This is a genomic window from Streptomyces sp. NPDC037288 (assembly GCF_055603265.1).
This window is the reverse complement of the sequence record NZ_JBVJVY010000080.1, coordinates 1-14,885: the sequence shown is the minus strand read 5'-3', so window position 1 is coordinate 14,885 and position 14,885 is coordinate 1. Positions and strand designations below refer to the sequence as shown.

General features: G+C 74.0%; 14 protein-coding genes and 1 pseudogene. 11 read left to right on the top strand and 4 right to left on the bottom strand.

Going from position 1 to position 14,885, the window contains the following annotated elements:
* The first annotated feature begins 100 nt into the window (after positions 1-100).
* The 6 genes from ACZ7GZ_RS39955 (at position 101) to ACZ7GZ_RS39930 (ending at position 7,336) form a co-directional block, all read left to right on the top strand.
* On the top strand, positions 101-1,948 hold the full coding sequence (locus ACZ7GZ_RS39955; protein WP_471032312.1) for a lasso peptide isopeptide bond-forming cyclase: 1,848 nt from the start codon (positions 101-103) through the stop codon (positions 1,946-1,948).
* A 31-nt stretch (positions 1,949-1,979) separates the two neighbouring features.
* Entirely contained in the window at positions 1,980-2,234 is a 255-nt protein-coding gene (locus tag ACZ7GZ_RS39950; protein ID WP_471032309.1) for a lasso peptide biosynthesis PqqD family chaperone, read from the top strand.
* A complete protein-coding gene (locus ACZ7GZ_RS39945) occupies positions 2,231-2,656 on the top strand; it encodes a lasso peptide biosynthesis B2 protein (protein WP_471032307.1) in 426 nt (141 codons plus the stop codon). The genes ACZ7GZ_RS39950 and ACZ7GZ_RS39945 overlap by 4 nt, the downstream gene beginning before the upstream one ends.
* Positions 2,653-4,479 (top strand): ABC transporter ATP-binding protein, encoded by a 1,827-nt coding sequence (locus ACZ7GZ_RS39940; RefSeq protein WP_471032304.1) that lies wholly within the window; start codon positions 2,653-2,655, stop codon positions 4,477-4,479. Before ACZ7GZ_RS39945 ends, ACZ7GZ_RS39940 begins: the two co-directional genes overlap by 4 nt.
* Before the next feature lie 143 nt (positions 4,480-4,622).
* On the top strand, positions 4,623-6,674 hold the full coding sequence (locus ACZ7GZ_RS39935) for a HelD family protein (RefSeq protein ID WP_471032301.1): 2,052 nt from the start codon (positions 4,623-4,625) through the stop codon (positions 6,672-6,674).
* 50 nt (positions 6,675-6,724) lie between these two features.
* Entirely contained in the window at positions 6,725-7,336 is a 612-nt protein-coding gene (locus ACZ7GZ_RS39930) for an LppU/SCO3897 family protein (RefSeq protein ID WP_471032299.1), read from the top strand.
* A gap of 36 nt (positions 7,337-7,372) precedes the next feature.
* On the opposite strand, the gene ACZ7GZ_RS39925 is transcribed toward ACZ7GZ_RS39930, so the two are convergent.
* Positions 7,373-8,074, bottom strand: coding sequence for a copper homeostasis protein CutC (locus ACZ7GZ_RS39925; protein WP_471032296.1), 702 nt, complete (start codon positions 8,072-8,074; stop codon positions 7,373-7,375).
* A 138-nt stretch (positions 8,075-8,212) separates the two neighbouring features.
* Between ACZ7GZ_RS39925 and ACZ7GZ_RS39920 the strand changes: the two genes are divergently transcribed.
* Positions 8,213-8,860: an HD domain-containing protein gene (locus tag ACZ7GZ_RS39920; protein ID WP_471032293.1), complete on the top strand. Its 648-nt coding sequence runs from the start codon at positions 8,213-8,215 to the stop codon at positions 8,858-8,860.
* 26 nt (positions 8,861-8,886) lie between these two features.
* The gene (locus tag ACZ7GZ_RS39915) at positions 8,887-9,963 is read left to right on the top strand and encodes a GNAT family N-acetyltransferase (RefSeq protein ID WP_471032291.1); all 1,077 of its coding nucleotides are present in this window, start codon (positions 8,887-8,889) and stop codon (positions 9,961-9,963) included.
* Here ACZ7GZ_RS39915 and ACZ7GZ_RS39910 read toward each other — a convergent pair.
* Both ACZ7GZ_RS39910 and ACZ7GZ_RS39905 read right to left on the bottom strand, forming a co-directional pair.
* Positions 9,945-10,223 carry a DUF4031 domain-containing protein gene (locus tag ACZ7GZ_RS39910; protein ID WP_471032289.1) on the bottom strand — a complete coding sequence of 93 codons (279 nt, stop codon included), beginning with the start codon at positions 10,221-10,223 and terminating at the stop codon, positions 9,945-9,947. The genes ACZ7GZ_RS39915 and ACZ7GZ_RS39910 overlap by 19 nt on opposite strands.
* Entirely contained in the window at positions 10,220-10,603 is a 384-nt protein-coding gene (locus tag ACZ7GZ_RS39905) for a hypothetical protein (RefSeq protein ID WP_471032288.1), read from the bottom strand. Before ACZ7GZ_RS39905 ends, ACZ7GZ_RS39910 begins: the two co-directional genes overlap by 4 nt.
* Before the next feature lie 56 nt (positions 10,604-10,659).
* On the opposite strand from ACZ7GZ_RS39905, the gene ACZ7GZ_RS39900 reads away from it, so the two are divergent.
* The 3 genes from ACZ7GZ_RS39900 to ACZ7GZ_RS39890 are packed head-to-tail and all read left to right on the top strand — an operon-like array spanning position 10,660 to position 14,032.
* Positions 10,660-11,565 (top strand): MurR/RpiR family transcriptional regulator, encoded by a 906-nt coding sequence (locus ACZ7GZ_RS39900; RefSeq protein ID WP_471032286.1) that lies wholly within the window; start codon positions 10,660-10,662, stop codon positions 11,563-11,565.
* A 60-nt stretch (positions 11,566-11,625) separates the two neighbouring features.
* Complete coding sequence (gene murQ / locus ACZ7GZ_RS39895; protein ID WP_471032283.1) at positions 11,626-12,549, top strand: N-acetylmuramic acid 6-phosphate etherase; 924 nt, start codon at positions 11,626-11,628, stop codon at positions 12,547-12,549.
* Positions 12,550-12,565: 16 nt separating this feature from the next.
* A complete protein-coding gene (locus tag ACZ7GZ_RS39890; RefSeq protein WP_471032280.1) occupies positions 12,566-14,032 on the top strand; it encodes a PTS transporter subunit EIIC in 1,467 nt (488 codons plus the stop codon).
* Positions 14,033-14,051: 19 nt separating this feature from the next.
* Here ACZ7GZ_RS39890 and ACZ7GZ_RS39885 read toward each other — a convergent pair.
* A pseudogene (locus tag ACZ7GZ_RS39885) lies at positions 14,052-14,717 on the bottom strand (class I SAM-dependent methyltransferase).
* Positions 14,718-14,885 lie beyond the last annotated feature (168 nt).

The following is a 14,885-nucleotide window of genomic DNA, read 5'->3' as shown; positions in this document are numbered from 1 at the left end:
ACCCGCACCCTCTACGACGAGGCCACCGCGTGGTCACACCACGCAACCCTCGCCGGAGCCGCTTGACATCCCTACGCCATGGGATGTCTGACCTGACGTCATGACTGATCTGCACACACGTGCGGGGACGGGCCACGGCGACGCGCACTTCGCGGTCTTCGCCGACCGCGCGGACGCGACCGCCGCGGCCCGCTCCTTCGCCCGTCCCGGCACCCGCAGCCTCGATCACGCCTCGGGCCGGCCCTGGCTCGTGGGCCACTGGCACGACCAGGAGATCGTCAGCGCGCGTGTCGGCCCCGCCGCCCTCGCCCTCGTCGGCTGCGTCCCCGTCGACCGCAGGGAACTGGAGCGGGTCGCCGGTTCCCTGCGCGACCTCGCCGCACTCGACGCGTGGGCCCGTTCGCTGCCCGGCAGCTGCCACCTCGTCGCCGCCCTCGACGGACGGATCCGGGTGCAGGGCACGGCCTCCGGCCTCCGTCTCGTCTTCCACGCCTCGGTGCACGGCACCCGGGTGGCCGCGACCCGGGCCGACGTCCTGGCCGCCGCGCTCGGTGCCGAACCGGCACCCGAACGCCTGGCCGTACGGCTGCTGTGGCCCGTTCCGCACCCCCTGCTCGACGAACCGCTGTGGCCCGAGGTCACCGCCGTCGCCCCGCACGAGGCGCTGGTCCTCGCGCCGGACGGGCAGAGCGCACGTCACACCCGCTGGTGGACACCCCCGGAACCGGTCGTCCCGCTGCGCACGGGCGCCCCACTCGTCCGCGAGGCCCTCGCCGAGGCCGTCCGCGCCCGCACCCGGCACGGCGGTACGGTCAGCTGCGACCTGTCCGGCGGCCTCGACTCCACCTCCGTCTGCTTCCTCGCCGACCGCTCACCGGTCCGTGTCGTCGCCTCCACCTGGCCCGGGCGCGACCCCGCCGACACCGACCTGCACTGGGCGAAGCGGGCCGCCGCCGCCCTGCCGGACGTCGAGCACGTCATCTGGGACGCCGAGGCCTCGCCCCTCGTCTACGACGGGCTGCTCACCATCGACGACGTACTGGACGAGCCCACCATCGGCGTCATGGACCGCGCGCGTGTCCTGCACCACCTGCCGGCCATGGCCGAACGGGGCAGCCGGGTGCATCTGACGGGCATCGGCGGCGACCACATCGCCTGGTGCTCCGAGGCGTACTACCACCGGCTGGCGCGGCGCCGCCCGCTGTTCGCGCTACGGCAGCTGCGCGGCTTCAAGGCGCTGTGGCAGTGGCCGCTCGGCCCTTTGCTGGGCACCCTGGCCGACTCCCGGTCCTACGGCACCTGGCTGGCGGACGCGGAGCACCGGCTGCGCGACCCGCTGGCCCCGACGGTCGCCACCAGCCTCGGCTGGGGCATGAGCCCGCGCCTGTTCGAGTGGGTGACCCCCGAGGCGGAGCGCCTGGCCCGTACGGAGCTGCGCACGGCCGCCCGGCAGGCCCGGCCCCTGCACCCCGACCGGGGACTCCACGCCGACCTGGAACAGATCCGCAACTGCACCCGCATCATCCGGCAGTGGGACCACATGGCGGCCCGCTGCGGGCTGCCCATGGCCTCGCCGTTCCTCGACGACCGGGTCATCGAGGCGGCCCTCGCCGTCCGGCCCGACGAACGGGTCTCGCCCTGGCAGTACAAGCCGCTCCTGACCACGGCCATGCGCGGCATCGTGCCCGAGGAGTGCCTGCGCCGCACCAACAAGGCCACCGCCGCGAGGGACGCGGCCGACGGGCTGCGCGAGCACCGCGCCGACCTGAAGGCGCTGTGGGACGACTCCCACCTGGAGCGGCTCGGGCTGGTGGACGGCGAGATGCTGCGCCGCCTGGCCGAGCGCCCCGCCACCCGGCACCTCAGGGAGGCCGTCCTGTACTCGACCATCTCGGTCGAGGTGTGGCTGCGGGCACTCGACCGGGCCCGGCACGACGTGCCGAAGTGACCCACGATCCAACAGACGAAGGAGAGCCGTCATGGCATTGCGGTTCGGTGCCGACATCTGCACCGCGAAGACCGACTACGGCACCGTCCTCCTCGACCAGCGCTCCGGCGCGTACTGGGAGCTGAACCCCACCGCGACCCTGGTGGTCGACACACTCATGGCGGGTGGTGACGAGGCGGCCGCGACGGAGGCGGTCACGAAGGCGTTCGACGTCGATCCCGGCCGCGCACGGGCCGACGTCACCGCCCTGGTCGAGCAGCTGCGCGCCGGCGGGCTGGCCGAATGACCACGCCCAGTGCCCTGGAACGGCCGCACGGGGTTCCCCTCGGCCGTCGGCTCGCCGCCCGGGTGGTCCTCGTACCGGCCGTGGTCCTCTCGCTGCTGCCACCGCGCCGCATCCGCGCGGTCCTCGGCCTGCTGCGCCGCGGCGCCGCCCCCGCGACCGCGGCCCGGGCCGGGCAGGCCCGCGACGCCGTGTGCGCGGTGAGCCTGCGCTGCGCCGGGCCGAAGGGCTGCCTGCCCCGCTCCCTCGGGGCCGCCCTGCTGTGCAGGCTCGGCGGCACCTGGCCGACCTGGTGCACGGGCGTCCGCGTCGTACCGCCGTTCACCGCACACGCCTGGATCGAGGCAGAGGGCCGGCCGGTGGGCGAGGACGCACCCGACGGGTACTTCGCCCGCCTGATGGCCGTCGGCCCGGTACGGCGATGACGGCCGGTGAGCAGGACACCCACGGCGAGGAGGACACCGACCGGTCCACGCGTGCCGCGATCCGCGCGGTCTACCGGCTCACCGCCCGCCACCGCGGCGCGATCGCCGTGGCCACCACGCTGACCCTCGTCGCGTCCGCGCTGGGGCTCGCCCAGCCGTTGCTGGCCAAACGGGTGGTGGACGCGAGCGGCGGCGGGCAGCAGCCCCTCTGGCCGCCGCTGCTGCTGCTCACCGCCCTGTTCGCCGCCGAGGCCGCCACCGGCTCCGCCGGCCGGTTCCTGCTGGAGCGGATGGGCGAAGGCGTCGTACGGACACTGCGCCACACCCTGGTGGGGCGGCTGCTGCGCCTGGAGATGCGGGAGTACGACCGGCAGCGCTGCGGTGACCTGATCGCACGGGTGACCGCCGACACCACCCTGCTGCGCGAGGTGGTCGCCCAGGCGCTGGTGGACCTGGTCACCGGGGCCGTGGTCGCCGCCGGCGCGCTGGCCCTGATGGCATGGCTGGACCCGCTGCTGCTGCTCCTCGTCACGGCGACCGTGGCGACCGCGGCGGCCGTGGTCGCCCTGCTGCTCCGGGGCATCCGCACCGCCTCCGAGCACATGCAGTCGTCCGTCGGCGCCCTCGCCGCCGACCTGGAACGCGCCCTGGGCGCCCTGTCCATGGTCCGGGTGTACCGCGCCGAGCAGCGGGAGGCGGCCCGCATCGGCGCCCGCGTCGACGAGGCCTGCGCCGCCGGGGTGCGGACCGCGAAGTACGCCGCGGTCATGAGCTCGGCCGTGGAACTCGCCGTCCAGGGCTCCTTCCTCCTGGTCCTCGTCGTCGGGGGCCTGCGCACACACGGCGGGGGCCACTCCGTGGGCGACCTGGTCGCCTTCCTGCTGTACGCCTCCTACCTCGTCGTCCCCCTGTCCTCGGTGTTCCGCGCGGCCGGTCTGATCCAGCGGGGCATGGGCGCCCACCTGCGCATCGAGCAGACCCTGGACCTGCCCGTCGAACCCACCGGTCCCACGGCCCGGCCCGCCCGGCAGGCACCCGCGCACGTACCGGCGCACGCACCGGCCCTGGCACTGGAGGACGTCCACTTCGCCTACCGGCCGGGGCGGCCGGTGCTGCGCGGGGTCTCCTTCACGGTGCCGCAGCGCCGGCAGGTCGCCCTGGTCGGGCTCTCCGGGGCGGGCAAGAGCACCGTGTTCGCACTGATCGCCCGGTTCTACGAACCCGACGCGGGCCGGCTCCGCTTCCACGGGTGCCCCGCCGCGGACATCGGCCGGGACGCCAGCCGGGCCGGACTCGCCATCGTGGACCAGAGCAGCCATGTCGTGCGCGGCACGCTCCGCGACAACGTCGTCTACGGCCGTCCCGACGCCTCGGAGGACGAGGTGCGCCGAGCCCTCAGGCTGGCCCGCCTCGACCAGGTGGCCGAGCGGCTGCCCGGCGGACTGCACGGCGCCGTCGGCGAACACGGCGCCACCCTGTCGGGTGGCGAGCGCCAGCGCGTCGCCCTGGCCCGCGCCCTGCTCACCCGCCCGGCGCTGCTGCTCCTCGACGAACCCACCTCCCACCTCGACGCCCTCAACGAGGCCGCGCTCACCGCGGCGCTGAAGGACATCACCCGGGAGTGCGCGGTCCTCGTCATCGCGCACCGGCTCTCCACCGTTCAGCACGCGGACCGGATCGTGGTCCTGGACGAGGGCCGGGTCAGCGCCTGCGGCCGTCATGAGGAGCTGCTCACCGCCAGTCCGGTGTACCGGCGGCTGGCGGCGGCGCAGATGGTCCGGCCGGCGGGTGCGGCCGGGAACAATTCATTGGCCCGTCCCTGAGCGCCTCCCTTAGAATCTCCGCTCTTGCCCGCCTCCCTCTCGCGGAGTGCCGCCGCCCGGACGGAAACCGGACGGTCCGAAGTCGGAAGACGACAGTCACGCAAGACGACAGTCACGCAAGACGGAGATCCGGAGGCACCCCGTTGTCCGCGCCCGCCCACGACCCGCTCGACGACCCCCTCGCCCGGGAACGCTCCCACCTCGCCGCGTCCCGTTCCGCCCTGCGTGCCATGCGCGAGGACGTCGAGGCGCTGGACATCCGCGACGTCACCGCGAACTGGGTCAACGCCGAAGTGCTGTCCCGCCAGATCGACGAGCGGATCAAGGCGCTGGCCGACCTCAGCGACACCCCGCTGTTCTTCGGCCGGCTCGACTACCTGCACGCACCCGGCGCCGACCAGGCCGAGGGAGCGGAGGGCGAGCGTTTCTACATCGGGCGGCGGCACGTCCACGACGCCGACGGCGACCCCATGGTCATCGACTGGCGTGCCCCGGTCTCGCAGCCGTTCTACCGGGCGTCCAAGAAGGACCCGATGGACGTCGGGCTGCGCCGCCGCTTCGGCTACACCGGCGGCGACCTGACCGCGTACGAGGACGAGCACCTCTCCGACAGAACCGAGGCGGCCACCACCAGCAAGCTCCTCCAGCAGGAGATCGAACGGCCGCGCGTCGGCCCCATGCGGGACATCGTCGCCACCATCCAGCCCGAGCAGGACGAGATCGTCCGCTCCGGTCTGTCCGGCACGGTCTGCGTCCAGGGCGGACCCGGCACCGGGAAGACCGCCGTCGGCCTGCACCGGGTCGCCTACCTCCTCTACGCCCACCGGGAGCGGCTCGCCCGCACCGGCACCCTCGTCATCGGCCCGAACCGCTCCTTCCTCCACTACATCGAGCAGGTCCTCCCCGCCCTGGGCGAGTTGGCGGTGCGGCAGGCCACCGTGGACGACCTGGTCGCGCAGGTGGAGGTGCGCGGGACGGACGACGCCGCCGCGGCCGTGGTCAAGGGCGACGCCCGGATGGCCGAGGTGCTGCGCCGGGCCCTGTACTCCCATGTGACGACGCCGACGGAGCCGGTCGTGGTGGTGCGCGGCTCGCGGCGCTGGCGGGTTCCGGCGTACGAACTGGAGAACATGGTCCGGGAGTTGCGGCAGCGGGACATCCGGTACGGCGCCGCCCGCGAGGCGTTGCCGCAGCGGATCGCGCACGCGGTGCTGGTGCAGATGGAGCGGTCCGGGGAGGCGCCGGACGACCGGGTACAGGACGCCGTCGCCCGCAACAGCGCGGTGAAGGCGGCCGTGAAGGAGATCTGGCCGGCCGTGGATCCGGCGAAGCTGGTCCTGCGGCTGCTGACCGACGCGGACTTCCTCGCCGAGCACGCCGCCGGGGTCCTGGACGAGGACGAGCAGAAGACGATCCTGTGGGCCGGGCCGGTGCGCAGCGTGAAGTCGGCGAAGTGGTCGCCGGCGGACGCGGTGCTGGTCGACGAGACGGCGGACCTGATCCAGCGCACGCACTCGCTGGGCCACGTGGTCCTCGACGAGGCGCAGGACCTCTCCCCCATGCAGTACCGGGCCGTCGGCCGCCGCTGCACCACGGGCAGCGCGACGGTGCTGGGCGACCTGGCGCAGGGCACGACTCCCTGGGCGACCCGCAGCTGGGACGAGGCCCTCGCCCACCTCGGCAAGACGGAGGGTGTCATCGAGGAGCTGACGGCGGGCTTCCGCGTCCCCACGGACGTCATCACCTACGCCTCCCGCCTGCTCCCGCACATCGCCCCGGGTCTCACCCCGGTCGCTTCGGTCCGCGAGAACCCGGGCTTCTTCGAGGTCCGTCCGACGACAAGGGCCTCCGAGGTCGTCGCAGCCTGCGAGGAGTTGCTGCGCAACGAGGGCTCGACGGGCCTGATCGCCGCCGACGCCCGGATCCCGGCGCTGGCCGAGGCGCTGACGGCGGCGGGGATCCCGTACCTCGCCCCCGGCGAGGAGACCACCCGCGAAACCCGCCTCACCCTCGTCCCGGCCTCCCTGGCCAAGGGCCTGGAGTACGACTACGTGGTCCTGGACGAGCCCCAGGCGGTGGTGGACGGCGAGCCGGACGAACGCACCGGCCTGCGGCGCCTGTACGTGGCGCTGACGCGTGCGGTGTCGGGTCTGATCGTGACGCACTCGGCCCCGGTACCGGCTCAGTTGGCCTGACGGCCTAGGGTGCTCTGCGGTTCCGTCATGTCCCCACGGAAAGGCCTCCGTTGAGCACTCCACCGCCTCCGCACCCCGCGTACCAGCAGAACCCGTACCAGCAGAACCCGTACCAGCAGCACCCCGGCCCCTACCAGCAGGCCGCCCCGGCGGGCTACCAGCAGGCCCCGGCGGGCTACCCGCAGCCCTCCGGGCCGTACGAGCAGGCGCCGGGCGGCTACGGGCAGGCCGGGTACCAGCAAGCCCCCGGCGCGTACCCGTCCGCCCCCGGCGTCGGGTGCGAGGTGTGCGGTGCGTCGCCGGCGGCGCCGGTGACGGTCCGCGGCCATCAGGGCATGGTGGTGATCATGCGGCAGCTGCGGCGGCACGGCACCTTCTGCCGCACCTGCGCGCTGGCCGTCTTCCGGAAGATGCAGTCGGACACGCTGGCACAGGGGTGGTGGGGCCCGATGTCGTTGTTCATGACGCCCATCACGCTGCTGATCAACCTCTTCGCCCTGTCCAAGATCCGGAAGCTTCCCGCACCGGTCGCCCCCCAGCACCCCGGGCTGGATCCGGGCCGCCCGGTGTTCGCACGCCCGATGGGAGTGGTGGGCCTCGTCCCGCTCCTCGGCTTCACCTCGTTCGTGCTGCTCGTGATCGTCGGGATGGCGGCCGGCTGACGCCGGCAAGCGGCCAGGTGTATTGATCACGAGCAGCTAGGCGGCGTTCTCCCCGTCCAGCACCCTCCGCCACTCGGCCACAGCCCCCTCGGAAGCCGGCCCCTCCCACCCGGAGGGCCGCGCCGCCCCACCGATGTGGAAGGCGTCGATACCGGCGGTCCGCAGCCGCGGGACGTGTTCCAGGCGCAGTCCGCCGCCGACCAGGAGCTGCTGCTCGTACCCCGGCTCGCCCCGCCGGCCCGCCTCCGCGACCAAGGTCGGCAGTCCCTCGTCCACCCCGCCGGCGGCGCCCGCGGTGAGGTACGTGTCGAGGCCGGGCAGGTCGGCGAGTTGTTTGCGCAGGGCGTTGCGGTCGGCGGCGTGGTCGATCGCCCGGTGGAAGGTCCACGCGCAGCCGTCCAGCGCGTGGACCACCCGCTCCACCGCCGCCAGGTCGACCGCGCCGTGCGCGTCGAGGAAGCCGAGGACGAACTGGTCGGCGCCGGCCTCGCGCAGCTCGCCGGCGGCCCGGACCAGCGGGTCCACGTCACCGGCCGCGAACCCGTCCGCGAGGCGGAGCATCACGCGCAGGTCGATGTCGACGGCGGCCCGGATCCCGGCGACGGTGGCGGGCGCGGGGCTGAGCCCGTCGGCCGCCATGTCGGTGACCAGCTCCAGGCGGTCCGCGCCTCCGGCCTGGGCGGCGACCGCGTCCTCGACGTCGAGCGCGATCACCTCCAGGACTGCACGCTTGCTCATGGCACCCCAATTCGTCCGTCGGCACTACAGGTCTAGTCCAATTCCAAGACTACGCCTGTACGGGAGCGCCCCCTCACCCGAAGACGTCGAGTTCCCCCTCCCCCCACGTTTCGGGCCGCCCGGCGGGAGAATGGCGGCATGGCCGACCTCGACGACCTGCGTTCCCGCTGGCTGCACGCCCTGCTCGCGGCACGGGACGACGACTCCCGCGCCCCGGACCCGTCCCGGTACGCCGATGCCCTGCTGCGCCGCTGGCAGGAGCCGCAGCGCCGGTACCACACCGTCGAGCATCTGGCGGCGGTCCTCGACCACGTCGACGTACTGGAGAAGTACGCCGCCGACCCGGACGTCGTACGCCTGGCCGCCTGGTTCCACGACGCCGTCTATCTGCCCGAGCGGTCGACGAACGAGGAACGCTCCGCCCGCCTCGCCGAACGCGCCCTCCCCGAGGCCGGCGTCCCGCGGGACAAGACCGCCGAGGTGGCCCGGCTGGTCCGGCTCACCGTCACGCACGACCCGGCCGACGACGACCGCGACGGCCAGGTGCTGTGCGACGCCGACCTCGCGATCCTGGCCGCGCCCCCGTCGGCGTACGCCGCCTACACCGCCGAGGTACGCGAGGAGTACCACTTCGTGCCGAACGACGCCTTCCGGCAAGGGCGTTCGGCGGTTCTCCGCCAACTCCTCGGCCTGCCCCGGTTGTTCCGCACCCCGTACGGCCAGGAGCACTGGGAGGCCACCGCCCGCTACAACCTCTCGGGCGAGCTGGAAATGCTGTCGCCCTGAGGGAGGGCACGCCCTAGGGTTCGCCCATGCGACCGATAACCGGGGACGATGTGATCGAGGCCGTGGCAGGCTGCACGGCAGCGCTGCGCGCGGCGGTGGACCGGGACTGGAGCGCCGTCCGGGCCGGGCGGGTGGAGTGGGACTGCCGCGCCACCGCGGTCCATGTCGCCGACGACCTGGTCGCCTACGCCGCCAACCTGGCCGGACGCGCGCAGGACGCCTACGTCCCCTTCGAGCTGACCCTCGACGAGGGCACCGACAACGCGGGCCTGCTGCACGTGATCGAGACGACCGGCGCGCTGCTCGCCGCCGCCGTCCGCACCGCCCCGCCCGGTGTCCGTGGCTTCCACCCCTACCCCTTCCGCAGCGCCGACGCGGAGGGCTTCGCGGCCATGGGCGTCGCCGAGGTGCTGCTGCACACGCACGACATGACGGAGGGGCTGGGGATCGGCTACGAGCCGCCGGCCGACCTCGTCGCGTCCCTCCTGGCCTGCCTCTTCCCGCACGTCCAGCCCGGCCCCGCGCCCTGGCCGACCCTGCTGTGGGCGACCGGACGCGGCGAGCTGCCCGGCCGCGCCCCGGTCACCGAGTGGCGCTGGCGCAACAACCTCGTCATCCCGGCCGAGCGCTTCACCCTGGTCGGCGTCCGCCCGGCCGCCGCCCGCGATCTGCGGCTCGGCGGCGACGGTGGCTTCAACTGGCTCGACGGCGGGCCGTACGAGGGCACCCGGGAGGCCGCCTCCTTCCTGCTGAAGGCGTACGAAGCCGGTGTGCACCGGCCGGAGTTCGGGGTCTTCGTGCTCGTCCGGCACGAGGACGGCCGCGCGGTCGGCGGCATCGGCTTCCACGGCGCCCCGGACGAGGACGGCCGGGTGGAGATCGGCTACGACCTCGTCGAGGGCGCCCGCGGCCAGGGGTACGCGACGCAGGCGCTGCGTACCCTGGCCGACTGGGCGCTGGCCCGTGAGGACGTCGGTTCCCTCTTCGCGACCGTCGAGCGGGACAACACCGCCTCACAGGCCGTGGTCGGCCGGGCCGGGTTCGTCCGGGTGAGCGAGGAGGACGACGCGGGCGAGGAGCTGGCCTACGAACTGCGCCGCTGAACGGACCCCTTGCGCCGGCGCAGGCCCGAGTCCGTCAGCAGCCGCACCACCTCGCGGCTGCTGACCTCCACCGCTCCGGCGGCCACCGCGTCCGCGTACCGGTGCGACGGAAGGTCGTAGTGATCGCGCTCGAAGGCCCGCCGGGGCAGGCCCAACCGCGCGGCGAACCGGTGCAGTTCGTCGTACGACACATCGCTGACCAGGTGCGACCACACGCGGCCGTGTCCGGGCCAGGCGGGCGGGTCGATGTACAGCGTCACGACGAGGCCGTTCCGCCCGTGGCCGTACCCAGTGAGCCCACGGCCGCCACTCTCACGCCCGCCTGGCTGCACACCCAGTGCGGGTCGGGGCCCAGTTCGGGCTCCACGTCCAGCGCGTGCGGGTCGCCGGAACCGCACACCGGGCACAGCGGCCAGCGGCCGTACCGCTCCAGCAGCGCGTCCTGGACGTCCTGTGCGACCAGCCCGGCCACGTAGGCGGCGCCGTCCGGCCACTGCTCGACCCACCAGCGCCGCTCGGCGACGGAGTCCTCGACCAGCGACACCACGTCCGCCTCCGCGACCTGGCCCGCGACGAGGTCGGCCAGCACGAGGGCGCGCGCGGCATGCAGGGCCTGCTCGAGAGGACCGATGGGTTCCATACAACTCATTGTGCGCACTCTTGACCACGACGCCGAACCGAAAATATCTTTCATACGTGACCCAGGACGTGAAGGAAATTTTCGGCAGTCCGGGCGGCTCCCTCGCCGCCAAGGTGCGCACCCTCGCCCCTTCCATGACCCGGTCCATGCAGCGCGTGGCGGAGGCCGTCGCGAGCGACCCGGCCGGCTGCGCCGCCCTCACGGTCACCGGCCTCGCCGAACTCACCGGCACCAGCGAGGCCACCGTCGTACGCACCGCCCGCCTGCTCGGCTACCCCGGCTACCGCGACCTGCGGCTCGCCCTCGCCGGGCTCGCCGCGCAGCAGCAGTCGGGGCGCGCGCCCGCCATCACGACCGACATCGCGGTGGACGACCCCATCGCCGACGTCGTCGCCAAGCTCGCCTACGAGGAGCAGCAGACCCTCGCCGACACGGCCGCCGGCCTCGACACCGCCCAGCTCGGCGCGGCCGTCGGCGCGCTGGCCGACGCCCGGCGTACCGATGTGTACGGCATAGGGGCGTCCGGGCTCGTCGCCCAGGACCTCACCCAGAAGCTGCTGCGCATAGGCCTCATAGCCCACGCCCACAGCGATCCGCACCTCGCGGTGACCAACGCGGTGCAGCTGGGCTCCGGCGACGTGGCGATCGCGATCACCCACTCCGGCTCGACGGGGGACGTCATCGAGCCGCTGCGGGTCGCTTTCGAGCACGGGGCCACGACCGTGGCCATCACCGGCCGGCCCGACTCGCCGGTCACCCAGTACGCCGACCACGTACTGACCACGTCCACCTCACGGGAGAGCGAGCTGAGACCGGCCGCGATGTCCTCGCGGACGAGTCAACTGCTCGTGGTGGACTGCTTGTTCGTGGGAGTGGCCCAGCGGACGTACGAGACGGCGGCGCCCGCGCTGGCCGCGTCGTACGAGGCGCTGGCTCATCGGCATCGCACCAGACCCAGGTGAATCACCTCGGGTGAGCAACAGCACGCACAACGGCACCCAGACCTGAGAGAGCCACCCCCCATGACCTCCTCTGACCTGCGTCGTCAGTTGGCTTCCCTGACCACCGAAGCCTTCCGGCCGGAGCTGGCCGACATCGATCGTCTGCCCACCCTCGAGATCGCCCGTCTGATGAACGGTGAGGACGCGGGCGTGCCCGCCGCCGTCGCCGCCCAGCTTCCCCCGATCGCCGCCGCCATCGACGCCCTCGCGGAACGGATGGCGCGCGGCGGACGGCTGATCTACGCCGGCGCGGGCACCGCCGGCCGCCTCGGTGTGCTGGACGCCTCCGAGTGCCCGCCCACCTTCAACACCGATCCCGCCCAGGTCGTCGGCCTCATCGCGGGCGGCCCGGAGGCGATGGTCACCTCCGTCGAGGGTGCCGAGGACTCCAAGGAGCTGGCCCGCAGGGACCTTGACGCCCTGAAGCCCTCCCCGGACGACACGGTCGTCGGCGTGTCCGCCTCCGGCCGAACCCCCTACGCGATCGGTGCCGTCGAGCACGCCCGCGCCCTGGGCGCGCTGACCATCGGCCTGGCCTGCAACGCGCGCAGCGCGCTCGCGGCGGCGGCCGAGCACGGCATCGAGGTCGTGGTCGGACCGGAGCTGGTCACCGGCTCGACCCGGCTGAAGGCCGGCACGGCCCAGAAGCTCGTCCTCAACATGCTGTCGACGATCACGATGATCCGGCTCGGCAAGACCTACGGGAACCTGATGGTCGACGTCCGCGCGTCGAACGACAAACTCCGGGCCCGCTCGCGCCGGATCGTGTCCCTCGCCACGGGCGCCTCGGACGAGGAGATCGAGAAGGCCCTCACCGAGTCCGGCGGCGAGGTGAAGAACGCGATCCTGGCGCTGCTCGCCGGGGTCGACGGCCCGACGGCCGCCCGCCTTCTGGAGGAGTCCGGCGGCCATCTGCGTGCCGCGCTGGCGCACACGGCCCGCTGACCCGCACGCTCGGGGCGTGCGCAACGACCCCGCCTCCACCGCGACCGCCATCCTGACCCGGGTCGGCGGCCCGGCCAACGTCACCTCCGTGGCCCACTGCATGACCCGACTCCGGCTGACCCTCGCCGACCCGGCGGCGGCGAGGGAGGCGGAGCTGCGTGCCCTGCCCGGCGTCCTCGGGGTGGTGTCCGACGGCCCCACCTGCCAGATCGTCCTCGGCCCCGGGGTGGTCGACGAGGTCACGTCGGAGGTGGAGGCGCGGGTCACCGCCGGGCGGCCGGGGGGCGGCGGGGCTCGGTTGCCGGAGAAGGCGGACGAGGCGGCGGACCGCGGGGCTCGGTCGCCGGCGGGGGACGACGAGACGGCGGAGCGCGGGGCGCGGTTGAGGGAGGAGCTGCGGCGGCGGAACGCCACCCCGTTCAAGACCGCCCTGCGGCGCGTCGCGAACGTCTTCGTGCCGCTCATCCCCGCCCTGATCGGCTGCGGTGTCCTCGCCGGACTCAACGGTCTGCTGGTCAACGCCGGCTGGCTGCCCGGCCTGACCCCCGCCCTGTCCGCGATCGCCTCCGCCTTCCTCGCGCTGATCGCGGTGTTCGTCGGCCACCACACGGCCAGGGAGTTCGGCGGCACCCCCGTGCTCGGTGCCGCGGTCGCCGCCGTCGTCGTGTATCCGGGCGTGGCGAAGGTGACGGCGTTCGGGACGCATCTGGCGCCCGGACAGGGCGGGGTGCTCGGCGCACTCGTGGCGGCGCTGCTGGCGACGCGGGTGGAGAAGTGGTGCCGGGGCAGGGTCCCCGGAGCCCTGGACGTCCTGCTCACCCCCACGGTCACCGTGCTCGTCCCCGGGCTGGTGACGCTGTACGGCCTGATGTACGCGGCCGGTGCGGTGGCGTCGGCGATCGGCACGGCGGCGAACTGGCTCCTCGCGACCGCCGGGGCCGCCGCCGGACTCGTCCTGGGCGGCCTCTTCCTGCCGCTGGTCATGCTGGGCCTGCACCAGGCCCTCATCCCCATCCACACCACCCTCATCGAGCAGCAGGGCTACACCGTCCTGCTCCCCCTGCTGGCCATGGCGGGTGCGGGCCAGGTGGGCGCGGCGCTCGCGGTGTACATCCGCCTGCGCCACGACGTCTGCCTGCGCACGACGATCCGCTCGGCGCTCCCGGCCGGGCTGCTGGGCGTCGGCGAGCCCCTGATCTACGGCGTCTCGCTCCCCCTCGGCCGGCCGTTCCTGACGGCCTGCGCGGGCGGCGCGGCGGGCGGGGGGTTCGTCGGTTTCTTCGCGATGCTCGGCACCCGGGTGGGAGCGACGGCGATCGGACCGTCGGGCTGGGCCCTGTTCCCGCTGCTGGCGGGGAACCGGGGCCCGGCGGTCGCGGCGGCGATCTACGCGGGCGGGCTGCTGACCGGATACGCGGTCGGCTTCGCGGCGACGTACCTCTTCGGCTTCCCGCACCGGCACCGGGCGGCCACACCCGCGTGACCCCCGCCCCTGGTCCCGGCTAGGACTCGGGAGCCCGCCAGACAAGGGTGTAACGCCAGAAGAGCCGCCGTCGGAACCGGGCCCCGGGAAGCAGCCGACGGGCCTCCCGCCCGACCTCGTCATAGGTCATTGCGGGCGCACGGGTGGGCGCGGTCATGGACACGGGCCTGCGGACAGCCGGCCGGCCGCGGTTCTTCAGCCATCCGGTCAGCGCGTTGAGCGGTACCGAGACGAGCCCGAGCGCGTGATCGGCGGGCCGCGCGTCCCGCGCACACCCCACGACGACCAGCGTGCCACCCGGCGCCAGCTCCTTCCGGAGACGGACGAGGGTCTCGGCGAAGGGGAGGTGATGGAGCACGGCGACACAGGTGATGACGTCGTAGGGGCCGGTGGGAAGGTCGTACGGGGCGCAGGCGAGGGTTTAGGTGACGGGAAGGTCCGCGGCCGTCAGCTCTCGCGCCCGGTCCAGAATCCCGGCGTCGGCATCCACCCCGACGACCGCCTCCGCACGCCGCGCCAGCACCCGGGCCAGATCACCGCTGCCGCAGCCCACGTCCAGGGCGGTACGGACCCGCCGCGGCAACTGCCGTAGCAGCCATGGGTGGAAACGGGCGTTGTGATCCCAGGGGTGAGCGGCGTTGAAGCGTTGGAGGACGTCGACCAGTCGGTTCGGCAGCACATTCACGCCCTCAGTCCACCACGGACCGCCAGGCGCCGGGGGGCGGGGGGGGGGGGGGGGGGGGGGGGGGGGGGGGGGGGGGGGGGGGGGGAAAGGGGGGGGGGGGGGGGGGGGGGGGGGGGGGGGGGGGGGGGGGGGGGGGGGGGTTGGTGTGGAAGACGTGTGCAGCACGGG

What these genes read in the sequence shown, in the direction of transcription:
- ACZ7GZ_RS39955 (WP_471032312.1), top strand. Translation starts at nt 101, where the DNA reads ATGACTGATCTGCACACACGTGCGGGGACGGGCCACGGCGACGCGCAC.
- ACZ7GZ_RS39950 (WP_471032309.1), top strand. Translation starts at nt 1,980, where the DNA reads ATGGCATTGCGGTTCGGTGCCGACATCTGCACCGCGAAGACCGACTAC.
- ACZ7GZ_RS39945 (WP_471032307.1), top strand. Translation starts at nt 2,231, where the DNA reads ATGACCACGCCCAGTGCCCTGGAACGGCCGCACGGGGTTCCCCTCGGC.
- ACZ7GZ_RS39940 (WP_471032304.1), top strand. Translation starts at nt 2,653, where the DNA reads ATGACGGCCGGTGAGCAGGACACCCACGGCGAGGAGGACACCGACCGG.
- ACZ7GZ_RS39925 (WP_471032296.1), bottom strand. Translation starts at nt 8,074, where the DNA reads ATGAGCAAGCGTGCAGTCCTGGAGGTGATCGCGCTCGACGTCGAGGAC.
- ACZ7GZ_RS39920 (WP_471032293.1), top strand. Translation starts at nt 8,213, where the DNA reads ATGGCCGACCTCGACGACCTGCGTTCCCGCTGGCTGCACGCCCTGCTC.
- ACZ7GZ_RS39915 (WP_471032291.1), top strand. Translation starts at nt 8,887, where the DNA reads ATGCGACCGATAACCGGGGACGATGTGATCGAGGCCGTGGCAGGCTGC.
- ACZ7GZ_RS39905 (WP_471032288.1), bottom strand. Translation starts at nt 10,603, where the DNA reads ATGGAACCCATCGGTCCTCTCGAGCAGGCCCTGCATGCCGCGCGCGCC.
- murQ (WP_471032283.1), top strand. Translation starts at nt 11,626, where the DNA reads ATGACCTCCTCTGACCTGCGTCGTCAGTTGGCTTCCCTGACCACCGAA.